Origin of the sequence: Leifsonia sp. SIMBA_070, from assembly GCF_046534635.1 — a bacterium.
Taxonomy (GTDB): domain Bacteria; phylum Actinomycetota; class Actinomycetes; order Actinomycetales; family Microbacteriaceae; genus Leifsonia.
Genome location: NZ_JAWRYK010000001.1, coordinates 2,628,461 through 2,645,968 on the forward strand (window position 1 = coordinate 2,628,461; position 17,508 = coordinate 2,645,968).

10 protein-coding genes are annotated in these 17,508 nt (G+C 66.4%); all 10 read right to left on the reverse strand.

What is annotated here, in order from left to right; all coding sequences use genetic code 11:
* Window positions 1-5 precede the first annotated feature (5 nt).
* A complete protein-coding gene (locus SB754_RS12470) occupies window positions 6-1,766 on the reverse strand; it encodes a hypothetical protein (protein WP_410783316.1) in 1,761 nt (586 codons plus the stop codon).
* The gene (locus SB754_RS12475) at window positions 1,766-2,500 is read right to left on the reverse strand and encodes a prepilin-type N-terminal cleavage/methylation domain-containing protein (RefSeq protein ID WP_410783317.1); all 735 of its coding nucleotides are present in this window, start codon (window positions 2,498-2,500) and stop codon (window positions 1,766-1,768) included. Before SB754_RS12475 ends, SB754_RS12470 begins: the two co-directional genes overlap by 1 nt.
* Window positions 2,500-3,894, reverse strand: a complete 1,395-nt coding sequence (locus tag SB754_RS12480; protein WP_410782626.1) for a prepilin-type N-terminal cleavage/methylation domain-containing protein — start codon at window positions 3,892-3,894, stop codon at window positions 2,500-2,502. Before SB754_RS12480 ends, SB754_RS12475 begins: the two co-directional genes overlap by 1 nt.
* A gap of 103 nt (window positions 3,895-3,997) precedes the next feature.
* Window positions 3,998-4,450: a type II secretion system protein gene (locus SB754_RS12485; RefSeq protein WP_410782627.1), complete on the reverse strand. Its 453-nt coding sequence runs from the start codon at window positions 4,448-4,450 to the stop codon at window positions 3,998-4,000.
* Window positions 4,451-4,626: 176 nt separating this feature from the next.
* A complete protein-coding gene (locus tag SB754_RS12490) occupies window positions 4,627-5,841 on the reverse strand; it encodes a type II secretion system F family protein (RefSeq protein ID WP_410782628.1) in 1,215 nt (404 codons plus the stop codon).
* 11 nt (window positions 5,842-5,852) lie between these two features.
* Window positions 5,853-6,983: a type IV pilus twitching motility protein PilT gene (locus tag SB754_RS12495; RefSeq protein ID WP_410783318.1), complete on the reverse strand. Its 1,131-nt coding sequence runs from the start codon at window positions 6,981-6,983 to the stop codon at window positions 5,853-5,855.
* 485 nt (window positions 6,984-7,468) lie between these two features.
* On the reverse strand, window positions 7,469-9,133 hold the full coding sequence (locus SB754_RS12500) for a GspE/PulE family protein (RefSeq protein ID WP_410782629.1): 1,665 nt from the start codon (window positions 9,131-9,133) through the stop codon (window positions 7,469-7,471).
* Window positions 9,134-9,436: 303 nt separating this feature from the next.
* Complete coding sequence (locus SB754_RS12505; RefSeq protein WP_410782630.1) at window positions 9,437-9,661, reverse strand: hypothetical protein; 225 nt, start codon at window positions 9,659-9,661, stop codon at window positions 9,437-9,439.
* A 200-nt stretch (window positions 9,662-9,861) separates the two neighbouring features.
* Window positions 9,862-13,737: a DNA-directed RNA polymerase subunit beta' gene (rpoC, locus tag SB754_RS12510; protein ID WP_410783319.1), complete on the reverse strand. Its 3,876-nt coding sequence runs from the start codon at window positions 13,735-13,737 to the stop codon at window positions 9,862-9,864.
* 51 nt (window positions 13,738-13,788) lie between these two features.
* Entirely contained in the window at window positions 13,789-17,286 is a 3,498-nt protein-coding gene (gene rpoB / locus SB754_RS12515; protein ID WP_410782631.1) for a DNA-directed RNA polymerase subunit beta, read from the reverse strand.
* Window positions 17,287-17,508: the final 222 nt, after the last annotated feature.

Consider the following 17,508-nt stretch of genomic DNA (forward strand, 5'->3'; position numbering starts at 1 on the left):
GACGTTCATCCCGCGGCCTCCCCGTTCGGCTTGAACGCCTTCGGGACCTCGACGAGGGTGCTTACGCCGTAGGTGGTCGACACGGGCGAGAGAAACTTCGGTGGGGCGGTGTACTTGAAGCGCGGATCATAGTTGTAGTTCTTGATATAGCCGTTGCCCGCCGCTGTGCCGACGGTGCCGCGATACTCCTGAGCGATCGCCCCGTAGATGTTGAGATTGCCGCGCGCAGCGCCGATGTCGTAGTTCTGGACCATGAAGGTGTGCCCCACCGAGAGGATCGCCGCGTAAATCGTGCGGTCCTTGCCGAGCAGCGGCGCCCCGCTGCTGTTGAACGGGTTCCACACCCACACCGCGTTGTTGCCGACGAGGCCAAGCATGTCCTTGGTGCTGTCCTGGTAAGTCAGGTCGCCGGTGATGTACACGTAATTCTGCGCCGCGACGGTGAGCTGACCGTGCATGGTCCCCTGCACGAAGACGTCGCCGTTGCTGCACCCGTAGTGGGCAGGATTGGCGGACGGCACCGTCTCGTTCGCCATGGGGTAGGCCGCCGTTCCGAAGGTCCAACCGTTGCCCGACGACGCACAGGTGAAGTGCGCGGGCCAGGGGGTCGCGGACGGTCGCGCGTTCACATCCGGCGAGGAGGGGACGTTCTGGACGTAGATCAGGTTCTGCGGGATGACGTCGATGGTCGCGCCGGTCACCGATCCGAGCCCGTTGACTACGTCACCGACCTTCCCGCACATGTCGGGTGTCGAACCGCTCGTGGCCGGGTCGCCCGCCACCTGGGTGAACTGCGTGAACGGTGATTTCACGTTCATCTTGCCGTCCCCGGTGAACGTGATGACGGTGGGTCCGGTGTACAGGCAGCCGGGACGCTTCACGGAGTCGCTGAGGTCTGTTCTCGTCTCCGTCTTCATCTGCAGATTCGTCTGCGGCATCCCGATCGAGGAGTCCGGCGTCGGCACACCCTGCGTGAAGGTCGGGTTGCTGCAGCCGCTGACCTTCTTGTAATAAGGGGATTTGGTGCTCGCCGTCGTCACCTTGCCGTTGAAGGTCGAGCCGCAGATCAGCAAGGTGTCATTGGAGTGCAGTGGTCCGTTGATCACGTCGTTCGGGCCGAACTGGATCTCGGTGCATGCGGAGTCGTGACTGTTGCTGGTGTTCATCCAGGCGTAGTTCGGCTTCCCCGTGGAGGTCAGGCACCTCGTGTTCGACTGGGCGGGATCCTTCACCTCGAAGTCCGTGAAGTACAGGAAGTCGATGAAGCCGGTCTGCTTCACGTTGACGACGATGGAGCGCACCTCCGACCCGACCATGCCCGTGGAGCGCAGTCGCACGATGCCGGAGCTCGCGTACTGCGAGTTGTCCACCTCGTAGCGGAAGTAGGCGCGGGATGGGGAGCCACTGTCACCGGGGACCTGCGCCCAGCTGCCTGGCGCCGTGCCGAGTCCGAACGCAGGGTTCGTGGTAGGCGGCAGGTTGCCGGTGCCGGCGGCACTGAACGGCGAGGCCGGATTCCTGTACTGCACGTACGTGGTGTCGTTCGCGAGCCGTGCTTTGTAGTCCTCGAGGCCTGCGTAGGCCGCCGACATGGCCGCATTCCAGTCGTCGTCCGTCCGCGACTTGATCGCGCCACTGCTGGCGAAGGCCGCAGCGGTCGCGACGAGCATCACCAGCACAGTGCCGAAGATGACCACGGTGATGAGGGCCATGCCGTCCGACCGTCCGGCCCGGATGGCGGCGAACCAGGCTCCGATCCGGCGCATCACGTCACCGCTCTGTGCAGGCCGAGGTTCGGAAGGCCGACGGTGTTCTGAAGGGACACGGAATGGGCGGTGATCCCCAGTTGAGAGAGCACCGTCAGAGTGATCTGAACCGACGCGATGCTCGCGAGCGTCGTGCTCACGTTGGCGACACCACCCGTCACCCCCGCGCCTGTCGCGATCGCGGTGTTCGTCGTGTCCAGGTAGGTGAAGGTCCACGGCGTTGTCGTCGTCTTCGGCGCAACGACATCCGCGAGGATCCTCGTCCGCTGCGGCGTCGTGGTCTCCGAGGGGAACGACCAGTAGCCATTCCCCAGGCTCGTCGCCGGCCAGATGTCCTCCATCAGCTTCCGAGTGGAGGCGTCGACGCGCAGTCTGACCTGGATCGGCTGCTGCGCCGTTCCGGTCAGGTTGACGAACGCGTAGAACAGCACCGATTCGTTCCGCGCGTAGACGAAGGCCGGATCGTTCGGCGGCGGGGTGCCGAACCCGGTCGCGGGTACCGGATTGTCCGTCCCGGCGCGCACCATGCGCGCCATCTCGTTCATCGCGTTCGCGGCTGTCCGCGTGTTCTGGTTGGTGTTCTGAGCGTTGTCCATCGCGTTGGTCGTACTGACGTACAGGTTGGCGATCAGGGTGATCACGATGCCGAACACGAACATCGCGACCAGCCACTCGATAAGGCTGATGCCGGCCTCGTCGTCGCGCAGGCGGTGCACAGCGGTGGGAAGGCGCATCACTGGACCACCCGGGGGTCGAGCGTGACGGTTCCTGATCCGGCAGTGCCGACGGTGATGCCGGTCACCCCAGTCGGCGCCGACATCCAGGTCGCCGGGACAGGCGTGGTCGGCGACGAGCTGGTGCCGTACGTGAGTTTCCATGCGCCGAAAGGCAACTGGATCGTCACCTTGCTGCCTGCCGATTTGCCGAGAATGGCGGTCGTGCCGAACGAGAGGCTCTGTGTGAGGCCCGTCCCGAAGCACCCCGGGTCGCCCCCTACCCAGGAAGCGACTCCTGTCGCGGCGATGTAGAGGTCCGAGGTCCTCGCCGACGGGTTGGTGAGGGTGATGGACCCCATGGGGAGAGTGCCGACGCTCTGAGCACCGCCCGGGGTGAAGGAAACAGTCGGAGCCGCGACGGGGACGAGGTTGTGGCCGGGGGTCGTCGGCGTAGTCCCCCAATCGGCCGGGTTCGGCGAGAGGCACCCGGGACTGGCATCCGTCTTGGGTGAGTAGTCGCCGGCGACGATGCCGTACGTGGTCGACGGGAAGAGTTTCACCGAGGCCGGAGAGGTGGCACTCGTGTTGTACACGCCGTAGGTGCTGAGTGCACTGACCGTGAGATTCGTGGGATTCTTCGTGCCGCCGCTCGGATACGCCCAGCCGGCGGTGCCGGCCTGATCGTAGGTGAAGCCCGCCGAAGAGCTTTGCCCCGCCTTGACCGTGATCGTGCTGGACGGAGTCGGGTTCTGGTTCGGATCGACGTAACCCGTTTTGGCAACGGTCACCGTGTAGGAGCCCGGCGGGACCTTCAGAACGTAACTGCACCCCATCGAGTCGGTCGCTGTCGGAACGGAACCCGGATCGGGCGAGACGGCGACGCCGATGCCCGGCATGGGCGTACCACCGGACGACTTGGTCGACACGAGGATGGTGCCGAGCGTATCGATGCTGATCTTGGTCGACGGAGCGATCACAGTGTCGGCGACGACCGCCGCGCCGATCATCTTCGGCCAGGTGATCGACACCCGGATGCGTTTGTAGAGCATGGAGCTCGGGGCAGACGCGTTGCAGTTGACGTCAGTGCCGGTGTTGTAGACGAGATTGACCGTCCGGGAGATGGAGTAGACCACGCCGGTACCGTCGGGGACCTGTACCTGCTTGGGGACCGCGGTGGACTGCAGCGCGAAGAAGTCGGCGGCCGAGCGGTCGAGGTCGACTTCCTGGGCCGCGAGGTTGGTGGCGACCGCCCGTGAGCGGGAGTCACCGGTCAGGGTGAACGCCGAAAGCAGCGAGTAGGCGACGCCGACGGAGATGATCGCGAAGATCATCATCGCGACGAGGACCTCGATCAGGCTGACGCCGGAGTCGTCGGCGGGTAACCGGCGGAGTGCGGAGCGAATGGCTTTCATTGTTCACCTCCCTTGTCGGGTTGGGATGGTGGGCGGTACGGGAGGCGGGGCCTCTAGCGGAAAGGGGCGCCGCTCGCGCGGCGCCCCTTTCGAGGTGCTGGGTTTACGGGCAGGTGCCGGTGGACACACCGGCAGATTCCGTGATGATGAAGGTCTTCGCGCCAGAGCTCTTGCTGACTCCCTGGAGGCAGAACCCAGTTGCCGACGGCTTCGGCGTGATCGACGTGGTGTTGTCGCTGAAGGTTGCACCGTACTTGGACTGGTCAGCAGTCGGTGCAGCGTTGGTCGGCACGACGACCACCGCGTCGGTGTACGTCTTGCCGGGGTTGTCGTTCATCCAGGCGACGATGGCGGTCTTGGCGTTGGTCAGGTCGGACTTGGTGCCCGAGTCCTTGGCGCTGTCCTGGATGCCCAGGTACACCGGGATGGCGATGGCGGCGAGGATGCCGATGATGATGACGACGACGAGGAGCTCGATCAGGGTGAAGCCCTTCTCGCCCTCTTCGAGCAGTCCTTTGCGGCGAGCGTTCAGCTTGCCCATGAGACGGAAGTACATTGCGGTGTCCAATCGGTCGGGAGATTGCGGGGGCCGATCGGAGCGAGTCCCGTCCGGCTGGTTGGATCGTATTTGCCAGGAAATTCCCGGCAGAATCCCGCAAACGGGGGCAATACGTCTGATATCGGACCCCAGTTGTGGGGCGCCCCATTTGAGTGCCAGAGGCCCGAAAGAGGTCATTTGACCAGGCTGGAGATCTGGAAGATCGGCATGTAGAGGGCGATCACCATCCCTCCGATGACGACTCCGAGGAAGGCGATCATGAGGGGCTCGATCATGGCGGTGAGCTGCTCCGTGGCGGCTGCGACCTCCTGGTCGTAGAAGTCGGCAATCTTGTTCAGCATGGTCTCCAGCGACCCGGAGTCCTCGCCCACGGCGATCATCTGCACCACCATGGCCGGGAACACCGGCTGCTCCGAGAGCGGCCCGGAGATGGACTCCCCCTGCCGCACCGAGTCGGCGACCCTGACGAGGGCGTTCTCGATCACCCAGTTTCCGCTGGTCTCCCCCACGATCTTCAGCGCCTGAAGAATGGGGACGCCGGCGCCGATCATGTTCGCGAAGTTGCGACTGAAGCGCGCCACCGCGATCTTCTTCATCAGGGACCCGAACACCGGTAGGCGGAGCTTCAGTGGGTCCACGCGTTTTCGAACGTTCTCGGTGTTCTTGTTGCGCGACCACCAGATCCCGCCGACGATTCCGCCAACGAGCAGGAGCGGCGCCACCCACACCATCTGGTGCGACATCTCCACCAGGATCATGGTGGGAAGGGGCAGCTGACCGCCCAGGCCTTTGAACATGTTCTCGAACACGGGCACGATGAACAGCAGCATCGCGATGACGGCGACCAGCGACATGATGAGCACGATGACGGGGTAGGTCAGCGCGGACTTGATCGTGCCGCGGAGCTTCACCTCCTTCTCGAAGTTCTCGGCGACCGCCTCGAGGGAGGCGTCGAGGAAGCCGCCTGTCTCTCCGGCCCTGATCATGTTGACCATCAGCGGCGGGAACACGTCGCCGTGCTTCTTCATGGCATCCGAGATCGCGATGCCGGCCTCGACCTCATCACGCACGCGTCCCATGATGCCGGCGAGCTTCTTGTTCTCCGTCTGCTCGGCGATGATGTTCAGCGTCCGCAGAATGGAGAGGCCGGATCCGATCATCGTCGCCATCTGGCGGCTCATGATCGAGAGGTCTTTGAGCTTGACGCCAGAGCCGAAGCCGATGTTTATCTCTCGGTTCAGCCCTGTCCCCTCCGGAGCCTCCTCGATCGAGATCGGAGACACTCCCATCGTCCGCAGCCGGGCCGCGACGGCTGCTTCGCCGGGGGCATCGATCCGGCCTTTGACGACCTTCCCGGACCCATCCCTGCCTCGGTAGGCGAACGTCACCGCCCCCGCCATCACCGCACCTGCCCGGAGAAGCTGTCGCCGAAGTCCGGCTCGCTGGCGGCGAACGCCTGCGCTGACGTGTCGCTGTCGGCGCGCTGGATCAGCCGCGTGATGCTCTCCAGGTCGTGCGCCTTCTCCAGGGCGGCCGTGCGGGTGATGGTTCCGCTGTCGACGAGGTCGGCCAGGTGCTGGTCCATGGTGTGCATCCCGTCGCCGGCTCCCGCCTGCATCGCAGAGGCGATCTGGTACGTCTTGCCCTCGCGGATCAGGTTGGCGATGGCGGGCGTCATCATCAGCACCTCCGTGGCGACCACACGGCCCCTGCCGGAGGCGCGCTTGATCAGGGTCTGGCAGACGACTCCCTGCAGCGTTCCGGCGAGCTGTGCGCGCACCTGACCCTGCTGGTGGGGTGGGAACACATCGATGACACGGTCGATCGTCTGCGGGGCGTCCTGGGTGTGCAGGGTGGCGAAGACGAGGTGGCCGGTCTCGGCCGCGGTCAGTGCGACCGAGATGGTCTCCAGGTCGCGCAGCTCGCCGATCAGGATGACGTCGGGGTCCTGGCGCAGAACGTGCTTGAGCGCGTTGTTGAAGCTGTGGGTGTCGTGGCCGACCTCCCGCTGGTTGACGATCGACTTCTTGTGGGTGTGCATGAACTCGATGGGGTCCTCGACCGTCACGATGTGATCTGCCCGGGAGGAGTTGACCAGGTCGATGAGCGCCGCCAAGGTGGTCGACTTGCCGGAGCCGGTCGGGCCGGTCACCAGGACCAGACCGCGCGGGAGGGATGCGAAGCGGCCGATCGACTCCGGCACGCCGAGTTCCCGCAGCTGCTTGATCTCGGTCGGGATCAGACGGAAGGCGGCGCCGACGGAGCCGCGCTGCTGGTAGAGGTTGACGCGGAAGCGGGAGTTGGCGGAGATGGTGAACGCGAAGTCGAGTTCGAGCTCCCGCTTGAATGTCTCCTGCTGCCGCTCCGTCAGCAGACTCATCAGCGCGCTCATCGTGCGCTCAGTTCCCCACGGAGCACTGGCTCCGGCCGGGGTGAGTGCGCCGTCGATCCGCACCATCGGGGGTGCTCCTACAGTGACGTGGAGGTCGGAGGCGCGCTGCAGCACGACCTCGCGGAGCGCGGCCACCAGCTCGGCGTCGGCCCGGTCGAGAGCCTCGCGCTCTGCTGCGGTCAGCGTGCTGGTGTCCTCGTCGAATGTGCGTGATTCCTGACGGCTCGACCCCTCCACCGCGGCAGCCTGCTGGGCGGCGCGGCGCCCGCCGGGCACCAAACGGGTGACGGGCGCGTTGTCGTTGAGGTCCCACACCGGGATGGCCGGGGTGGGCTCCTGCGGAGGCAGGGAGGAGACTGGCTGCGTTTCCACGGGCACAACTGGCACGGCGGGCGCAGGGGGCACCACCGGCGCCATCGGCACATCCGCCACGGGCACCTCCGACATGGGCACCTCCGACACCGGCGGCGGCCCCCACGTCGGCGGTGCGCCGAGCGGGACTCCCGCGCCCGGGGCCCAGCCGGCCGCCGTCGACCCCGGCGGGGTCACCGGGATCTCGTAGACCGGCTTGGCCGTGGGCGGCGGGAAGCCTCCCCAGCTCTCGTCGTTCGTCATGTGCCCTCCTAGGCGACCACTCTCAGGATCTCTTCCACCGACGTCAGGCCGAGCTTGGCCTTCTCCCAGCCGTCCTCGCGGAGCGTCAGCATGCCCTGCTCGCGTGCGGTGCGGGCGATCTCGGCGCTCGACGCGCGCTCCACGGCCAGACGCTCGATGTCCTCCGTCACCGCCATCACCTCGTGCACGGCGATGCGGCCGCGGTACCCGGTGTTCGAGCAGGCCGGGCAGCCGACCGGTGCGAAAAGCTGCGGCGGCGCCGCGTCGACGGGGATGGGGAAGCGCAGGCGGCGCAGGTCGTCGGGCGCGTAGGCTCCCGGCTGCTTGCAGCGGTCGCAGAGGCGTCGCGCGAGGCGCTGGGCGACCACGCAGTCGAGCGCGGAGCCGACAAGGAAGGGCTCGATGTCCATCTCGGTCAGGCGGGTGACCGCGCTCGGGGCGTCGTTCGTGTGCAGCGTCGACAGGACGAGGTGACCGGTCAGCGACGCCTCGATCGCGATCTGCGCCGTCTCGTGGTCGCGGATCTCGCCGAGCAGGACCACGTCCGGGTCCGAGCGCAGGATGCTGCGGAGCGCGCTCGCGAAGGTCAGCCCTGCCTTGGGATTGACCTGCACCTGGTTGATCCCCGGCATGCGGTACTCGACCGGGTCCTCCACCGTGATGACGTTGATCTCGGGGCGGGCGACGGCGTTCAGCGTCGTGTACAGGGTGGTCGACTTGCCGGAGCCGGTCGGGCCGGTGACGAGGATCATCCCGTACGGCTTCGAGTACGATTCGCGGTACGTCTCGAAGTTCCGCTCGAGCAGGTTGAGGTCCTTCAGCGTCATCCCGGTGTTCGTGTTGTCCAGGATTCGCATGACGACCTTCTCGCCCCACACCGTCGGCAGGGTGGCGACGCGGAGGTCGATCTGGCGGCCGCCGTGGACGACCGACATGCGGCCGTCCTGCGGCTTGCGGCGCTCGGCGATGTCGATGTCCGACATGATCTTCAGCCGCGAGATGACGCCGTTCTGGATGCTCTTCGGCGCCGACTGCATGGCGTGAAGCACGCCGTCGATGCGATACCGCACGCGCACGTCGTGCTCGGCGGGCTCGATGTGGATGTCGGAGGCGTGATCCTGGATGGCCTGGCTGACCAGCAGGTTCACGAACCGGACGATCGGAGCGTCGTCGTCCGAGGATTCGGCGAAAGCCGTCTCCTCCTGGGGCGCCGTCTCCTCCTCCAGCGTGGAGGTCAGGTCGCTCAGCTCGTCGTCCGCGCGGATGTAGCGGTCGATCGCCGCTCGCAGGTCGGCCTCGTCGGCCACCGCAGCGGCGACGTTGAGGCGGGAGGCTGCGCGCACGTCGTCGATCGCGAAGACGTTACCCGGGTCGGCCATGGCCAGGACGATCATGCCCTCGGCGGTACCGATCGGGAGGACGGTGTGACGACGGCAGATCGCTCCGGGGATGAGGGCGACGGCGGTGCGGTCGACCGGGTAGTCGGCGAGCTCGACGAACGGGATGCCGGCCTGCGCCGCGCGGGCGCGCGCCAGCTGGGCGGGCGTGATCGCGCCACGCGTGATCAGCTCGCGCACGACGGACTCGTCCGCCGCCGGCTCGGTCGCCACACGGTCGAGGTATTCGATCGGCAGGTGGCCGTGGAGGATGAGGATCTCGGTCATGGACGCCACGGGGACCTCCTACGGAATGCGGCTGCCGGTTCGGGTCGGGGTACGGCAGGCCCGGCCTGCGTGGGCGGGACTCCCCGGACGGCTGGGCGTAGTCACCCTATTCAGCGACAGGATCAGGGCAACAGACCCGCGAGAGGGTGCCCCGCCGGTGGGGGGCACCCTCTCGTGGGGCGTGCATCCATCGTCGAACGGAGGCCGGGTGCGGGGCCAGAGCGCCGGCGCACGATAATGCCGGTGAAGGTCCGGGCCGCTCAGTGACCGCTCAGCGCCCCTCAGCGACCGCTCACCGGCCTCAGCGGACCCTCAGCGCAGCCGCCCGCGGCGGCTCGCCAGGTACACGAGGATGCCGGCGACCACCGCGCATCCCATCGTCGTCATCCAGTACGGCAGGGTCACGGCTGCGTTTCCCGACACCGCCTGCGCGACCCCGACGACGAAGCTGACCACCGCGACGACCAGCACGACCCCCGCGAGCCCGAGCATCACCCGTCCCGCGGTGTCCGTGTACTCGAGAAGCTGCCGCCACATACCCCCATCCTCCCAGACGGAAGCCACCGCCCGATTCGTCACGAATCTGCGGTCTGCGCCGCGCAATGCCCCGATTCGTCACGAATCTGCGGTCTGGGCCGCGCAATGCCCCGATTCGTCACGAATCTGCGAAGCGCAGGCGGAGGCCGGGAACGACGAAGGCCCCCGGCGCGAGCCGGGGGCCTTCGTGGGTACGGACCTTAGTTGTAGGTTCCGGGGGTGTAGTCGTCCGAGCTGAAGCTGTCGAAGTCGACGAAGCTCAGGTCGCTCTCGTTGAACGAGGAGTCGTCGGCGAAGATGCGGTTGGGGTACCGCTCCGCCTTGGCCTCCTCGGTCGCCTCCACCGAGACGTTCCGGTAGCGGGACAGACCCGTTCCGGCCGGGATGAGCTTACCGATGATGACGTTCTCCTTGAGACCGATCAGCGGGTCGGACTTGCCCTCCATGGCCGCCTGCGTCAGGACGCGGGTGGTCTCCTGGAAGGACGCGGCCGACAGCCACGACTCGGTCGCCAGCGAGGCCTTGGTGATACCCATGACCTCCTGACGGGCGGACGCCGTCTTCTTGCCCTCCTGCAGCGCAGCACGGTTGATCTCGTTGTACTTCGACCGGTCGACGAGCTCACCCGGCAGCAGGTCGGTGTCGCCGTGGTCGACGACGGTGACCTTGCGGAGCATCTGGCGGACGATGACCTCGATGTGCTTGTCGTGGATCGGCACACCCTGCGAGCGGTAGACGCCCTGCACGCCGCCCACCAGGTGCTTCTGCACCTCGCGGACGCCCTTGACCCGGAGGACTTCCTTCGGGTCGACGGTGCCGACGATCAGCTGCTGGCCGAGGTCGACGCGCTGTCCGTCCTCCACCAGGAGGGTCGACCGCTTCAGCACCGGGTAGACGTGCGGCTCGTCGCCGCTGTCCGGGGTCAGGATGACCTTACGGGACTTGTCCGTCTCTTCGATGGTGATGCGGCCGGCGGCCTCGGCGATCGGGGACGCACCCTTGGGGGTACGCGCCTCGAACAGCTCCTGGACGCGCGGCAGACCCTGGGTGATGTCGTCCGCGGAAGCGGAACCACCCGTGTGGAACGTACGCATGGTGAGCTGCGTTCCGGGCTCGCCGATCGACTGGGCGGCGATGATGCCGACCGCCTCGCCGATGTCCACCAGCTTGCCGGTCGCGAGCGAACGGCCGTAGCAGGCGGCGCAGACGCCGACCGCCGACTCGCAGGTCAGCACGGAGCGGACCTTGATGTCGGTGACGCCGGCGGCGACCAGCTTGTCGATGAGCACGTCGCCCACGTCCTCGCGCGCCTTCGCGACCACGGTTCCGTCCGTGCCCACCGCGTCAGCGGCCAGGGTACGGGCGAACACCGAGTTCTCGACGTTCGGGTCGCGGGTGAGGGTGCCGTCCGCGCCGACCGTTGCGATCGGCAGGTCGAGGCCCTTGGTCGTTCCGCAGTCGTCCTCACGGATGATGACATCCTGCGACACGTCCACCAGACGACGGGTCAGGTAGCCCGAGTCCGCCGTACGGAGGGCCGTGTCGGCCAGACCCTTACGGGCACCGTGCGTCGCGATGAAGTACTCCGCCACCGACAGCCCCTCGCGGTACGAGGAGATGATCGGACGAGGGATGATCTCACCCTTCGGGTTGTTCACCAGACCACGCATACCGGCGATGTTGCGGACCTGCAGCCAGTTACCACGGGCACCGGACGTCACCATGCGGTTGATGGTGTTGTCCGCCGGGAAGTTGGCGCGCATGGCCTCGGCGACCTCATTGGTGGCCTCGGTCCAGATCTTCACCAGCTCCTGGCGACGCTCGAGGTCGGTCGTGAGACCCTTCTCGAACTCGGAGGTGATCTTGGCGGCCTTCTTCTCGTAGCCGGCCACGATCTGCGCCTTGTTCGGCGGGGTCAGGATGTCGCTCAGCGACACCGTGACGCCCGAGCGGGTGCCCCAGTAGAAGCCGGCGTCCTTGATCCGGTCGAGCGCCGCGGCGACCTCCACCTTCGGGTACCGCTCCGCCAGCGCGTTCACGATCGACGAGATCGTGCCCTTGTCGGCGACCTCCTCCACGTACGGGTAGTCCGCCGGCAGCGTCTCGTTGAAGAGGGCGCGGCCGAGGGTCGTCTCGACGATGGCGGTGATCGGCGTCGCACCCGTGTCGGCGGCATCCGACGGCACGTAGTTGTCGAGGCGGATCTTGACCTTGGCGTTGAGGTGCAGCGAGCCCTGGTCCTTTGCGAGGATCGCCTCGGAGACCGAGGAGAACGCGCGACCCTCGCCCACAGCGCCCTCGCGGACGGTGGTGAGGTGGTGCAGACCGATGATCATGTCCTGCGAGGGCAGGGTGACCGGGCGGCCGTCGGACGGCTTCAGGATGTTGTTCGAGGCGAGCATCAGGATGCGGGCCTCGGCCTGGGCCTCCACCGACAGCGGCAGGTGCACCGCCATCTGGTCGCCGTCGAAGTCCGCGTTGAACGCGGCGCAGACGAGCGGGTGGAGCTGGATGGCCTTGCCCTCGACGAGCTGCGGCTCGAACGCCTGGATGCCCAGACGGTGCAGGGTGGGTGCACGGTTCAGCAGCACCGGGCGCTCACGGATGATCTCCTCGAGCACATCCCACACCTGCGGGCGCGAACGCTCCACCATCCGCTTCGCGGCCTTGATGTTCTGAGCGTGGCTCAGGTCGATCAGGCGCTTGATCACGAACGGCTTGAACAGCTCCAGAGCCATCTGCTTGGGCAGACCGCACTGGTGCAGCTTGAGCTGCGGACCCACGATGATGACCGAACGGCCCGAGTAGTCCACGCGCTTTCCGAGCAGGTTCTGGCGGAAACGACCCTGCTTGCCCTTCAGCATGTCGCTGAGGGACTTGAGGGCGCGGTTGCCGGTACCCGTCACGGGGCGGCCGCGGCGGCCGTTGTCGAAGAGCGCGTCGACGGCCTCCTGCAGCATGCGCTTCTCGTTGTTCACGATGATCTCGGGCGCGCCGAGGTCGAGCAGACGACGGAGGCGGTTGTTGCGGTTGATCACGCGGCGGTACAGGTCGTTCAGGTCGCTGGTGGCGAAACGGCCACCGTCGAGCTGGACCATCGGGCGCAGCTCCGGCGGGATCACCGGAACGACGTCGAGGACCATCGCGGCCGGCGAGTTGCCGGTCGCCAGGAACGACGACACCACGCGCAGTCGCTTGATCGCGCGGATCTTCTTCTGGCCCTTGCCGTTGGCGATCTGCTCGCGGAGCAGCTCGGCCTCGGCGGTCAGGTCGAAGGCCTGGAGGCGGCGCTTGATCGCCTCGGCGCCCATGTAGGCCTCGAAGTAGAGGCCGTAGCGGTCGAGGAGCTCGTTGAAGTCCGCGTCCTCCGGCTTGAGGTCGCCGACCTTGAGGGTGCGGAACGACTCCCACACGCGCTCGAGGCGGGCGATGTCCTCGTCGAAGGACTTGCGGAGCTGGCCCATCTCCTTCTCGGCCGTGTCCTTGACACGGCGCTTCTGGTCGGCCTTGGCGCCTTCCTCTTCGAGCGCCGCGAGGTCGGTCTCCAGGCGCTGCAGACGCTCGGCGACGCGGGCGTCGCGCTGGTCGGACAGCGTCTTGATCTCGAGGCGGAGCTCGTTCTCGAGGCCGGGGAGGTCGGCGTGACGGCCGTCCTCATCCACCTCGATGACCATGTACGCGGCGAAGTAGATGACCTTCTCGAGGTCCTTCGGCGCCATGTCGAGCAGGTAGCCGAGACGGCTGGGCACACCCTTGAAGTACCAGATGTGCGTCACCGGGGCGGCGAGCTCGATGTGGCCCATGCGCTCACGACGGACGGAGGACTTGGTGACCTCCACGCCGCAGCGCTCGCAGACGATGCCCTTGAACCGGACGCGCTTGTACTTGCCGCACGAGCACTCCCAGTCGCGGGACGGTCCGAAGATCTGCTCGCCGAAGAGGCCGTCCTTCTCGGGCTTCAGGGTCCGGTAGTTGATGGTCTCCGGCTTCTTGACCTCGCCGTAGCTCCAACGACGGATGTCGTCAGCGGTGGCCAGGCCGATACGCAGCTCGTCAAAAGTTGTTGCGTCGAGCAATGTGTTCACTCTCTCCTGTTGAAAGATTCGTCAGTAGGTCTGGCTGCCGGGTCAGATCTCGTCGATCGACGAGGACTCGAAGCGGGAGGAGATGTTGATGCCGAGCTCTTCCGCAGCGCGGAAGGCCTCGTCGTCCGAGTCGCGCAGGCTGACAGCCTGGCCGTCGGCCGAGAGCACCTCCACGTTCAGGCAGAGGGACTGCATCTCCTTGATGAGGACCTTGAAGGACTCCGGGATGCCCGGCTCCTGGATGTTCTCACCCTTGACGATGGCCTCGTAGACCTTGACGCGGCCGAGGATGTCATCCGACTTGATGGTCAGGAGCTCCTGCAGCGCGTACGCGGCACCGTAGGCCTCGAGGGCCCACACCTCCATCTCACCGAACCGCTGACCACCGAACTGCGCCTTACCACCGAGCGGCTGCTGGGTGATCATCGAGTACGGGCCGGTCGAACGCGCGTGGATCTTGTCGTCGACCAGGTGGTGCAGCTTCAGGATGTACATGTAGCCGACCGACACAGGGTCCGGGTACGGCTCGCCGGAGCGGCCGTCGAACAGCTGCGTCTTACCGGAGGAGCCGATCAGGCGGTCGCCGTCGCGCGTCGGGAGGGTCGAGTCGAGCAGACCTGCGATCTCCTCCTCCTTCGCACCGTCGAACACCGGGGTGGCGACCTTGGTGCCCGGGGCTGCGCTGAACGCGGCCTCCGGGAGCTCAGCGGCCCACTTCGGCTTGCCCTTGATCTCCCAGCCGTTCTGCGCGATCCACCCGAGGTGGATCTCGAGGACCTGACCGAAGTTCATTCGTCCAGGGACACCCAGCGGGTTCAGGATGACGTCGACCGGAGTTCCGTCGGCGAGGAACGGCATGTCCTCCACCGGCAGGATCTTCGAGATGACGCCCTTGTTGCCGTGACGGCCGGCGAGCTTGTCACCCGCGGTGATCTTGCGCTTCTGGGCGATGTAGACCACCACGCGCTGGTTCACACCGGAACCGAGCTCGTCGTCGCCGTCCTGCGAGTCGAAGACCTTGACACCGATGACGGTGCCCTCCTCGCCGTGCGGGACCTTGAGGGAGGTGTCGCGCACCTCGCGGCTCTTCTCGTTGAAGATCGCGCGGAGCAGGCGCTCCTCGGCCGACAGCTCGGTCTCGCCCTTCGGCGTGACCTTGCCGACGAGGATGTCGCCGGGGCGCACCTCGGCGCCGATGCGGATGATGCCGCGCTCGTCGAGGTCGGCCAGGAGGTCCGGGCTGACGTTCGGCAGGTCGCGGGTGATCTCCTCTTTACCCAGCTTGGTGTCGCGGGCGTCGACCTCGTACTCCTCGATGTGGATCGAGGAGAGGGTGTCGTCCTTCACCAGGTTCTGGCTGAGGATGATCGCGTCCTCGAAGTTGTGACCCTCCCACGGCATGAACGCGACGAGCAGGTTCTTGCCGAGCGCGAGCTCGCCGTTCTCGGTCGCGGGACCGTCGGCGACGACCTCGCCCTGCTCGATGCGGTCGCCCTCGTCGACGACCACGCGGTGGTTGTACGACGTGCCCTGGTTCGAGCGGTCGAACTTGCGCAGGTAGTAGGTCTGGTACGTGCCGTCGTCCGCCTGGACGGTGACAGCGTCGGCCGAGACCTCGCTGACCACGCCGGACTTGTCGGCGATGACCACGTCACCGGCGTCGATGGCCGCGTAGCCCTCCATACCGGTTCCGACGACCGGGCTCTCGGAGCGGAGCAGCGGCACCGCCTGGCGCTGCATGTTCGCACCCATGAGGGCTCGGTTGGCGTCGTCGTGCTCGAGGAAGGGGATCAGCGACGTACCGACCGACACCATCTGGCGCGGCGAGACGTCCATGTAGCCGATCTCTTCGGCGGGGATCAGGTCGACCTCGCCGCCCTTCTGACGGGCGAGGACGCGCTCCTCGACGAAGTGGCCGTTCGCGTCGAGCGGGGCGTTGGCCTGCGCGACGACGAAGTCGTCCTCCTCCGAAGCGGTCAGGTAGTCGATCTGGTCGGTGACCCGGCCCTCGACGACCTTGCGGTACGGCGTCTCGATGAAGCCGAAGGAGTTGATCCGCGCGAACGATGCGAGCGAACCGATCAGACCGATGTTCGGGCCTTCCGGCGTCTCGATCGGGCACATGCGGCCGTAGTGCGACGGGTGGACGTCACGGACCTCGACGCCGGCGCGCTCACGGCTCAGACCACCGGGGCCGAGCGCGGAGAGGCGGCGCTTGTGGGTCAGACCCGCGAGCGGGTTGTTCTGGTCCATGAACTGGGACAGCTGCGACGTTCCGAAGAACTCCTTGATCGCGGCGACGACGGGTCGCACGTTGATCAGGGTCTGCGGGGTGATCGCCTCGATGTCCTGCGTGGTCATGCGCTCGCGGACGACGCGCTCCATGCGGGACAGACCGGTGCGGACCTGGTTCTGGATGAGCTCGCCGACGGCGCGGATACGACGGTTGCCGAAGTGGTCGATGTCGTCGATGTCGAGACGGATGTCGGTCTCGACGCCGTTGCGCAGTCCCCGGAACGTGGTGCGGCCGTCGTGCAGGGCGACCAGGTACTTGATCGTGGCGATGATGTCCTGGACGGTCAGCACCGAGTCCGACAGCGGGGCCTCGAGGCCGAGCTTGCGGTTGATCTTGTAACGGCCGACCTTGGCGAGGTCGTAGCGCTTCGGGTTGAAGTAGAAGTTGTCGAGCAGCGCACGCGCGGCCTCGGCGGCGACCTGCTCGCCCGGACGCAGCTTGCGGTAGATGTCCTTGAGGGCCTCCTCCTTGGTGAGGATGGCGTCCTTCTCGAGGGTCAGCTCGATGGACTGGTAGCCGGCGAACTCGGAGAGGATCTCCTCGCTCGTCAGGCCGAGGGCCTTGAGGAACACCGTGACCGACTGCTTGCGCTTGCGGTCGATGCGGACACCGACCTGGTCGCGCTTGTCGATCTCGAACTCGAGCCACGCTCCACGGCTCGGGATCACGCGGGCCGAGAAGATGTCCTTGTCGGAGGTCTTGTCGGCGGTGGCCTCGAAGTAGACGCCCGGCGAGCGGACGAGCTGCGAGACGACGACGCGCTCGGTGCCGTTGATGATGAACGTGCCGCGCTCGGTCATGAGCGGGAAGTCGCCCATGAAGACCGTCTGCGTCTTGATCTCACCGGTGAGGTGGTTCATGAACTCGGCCTCGACGTAGAGAGGGGCCGCGTAGGTCTTGCCCTTCTCCTTGCACTCGTCGATCGAGTACTTCTTCTCTTCGAGGAAGGGGTTCGTGAACGAGAGCTGCATGGTCTCGCCCAGGTCCTCGATGGGAGAGATCTCCTCGAAGATCTCCTCGAGGCCCGTGTTGGCGGGAAGATCTTGACGACCCTGGGCCTCGGCCTCCGCGACGCGCGCCTTCCACGCGTCGTTTCCGACCAGCCAGTCGAAGCTCTCCGTCTGCAGTGCGAGCAGATCGGGAACCGTGAGGGTGTCTGTGATCTTTGCGAACGAGAGACGAGATGCGGCTCGTCCGTTCTTGGGTGTCTTGTCAGTGTTGGTTGCGTTGCGCGCAGCAGCCAAGGAAATAACCTCCGTGGGCCCGGACGGCCCAGTTACTGTCGGTCGTGTAGTTGTCTGGACGAGAACTCCCAGTCGCGTCGCGCCGCCGTATCTGACCCGAAAGGACGGGACCAGGCGAACGCGGAGATGTCAGAGCCGACCGCAATATGAAGGCAGAAGTTTGACTGGGAGCGCAAAGAACAACTATATGTCAATCAGGCGCGCCGTGTCCAGTCTTTTCTT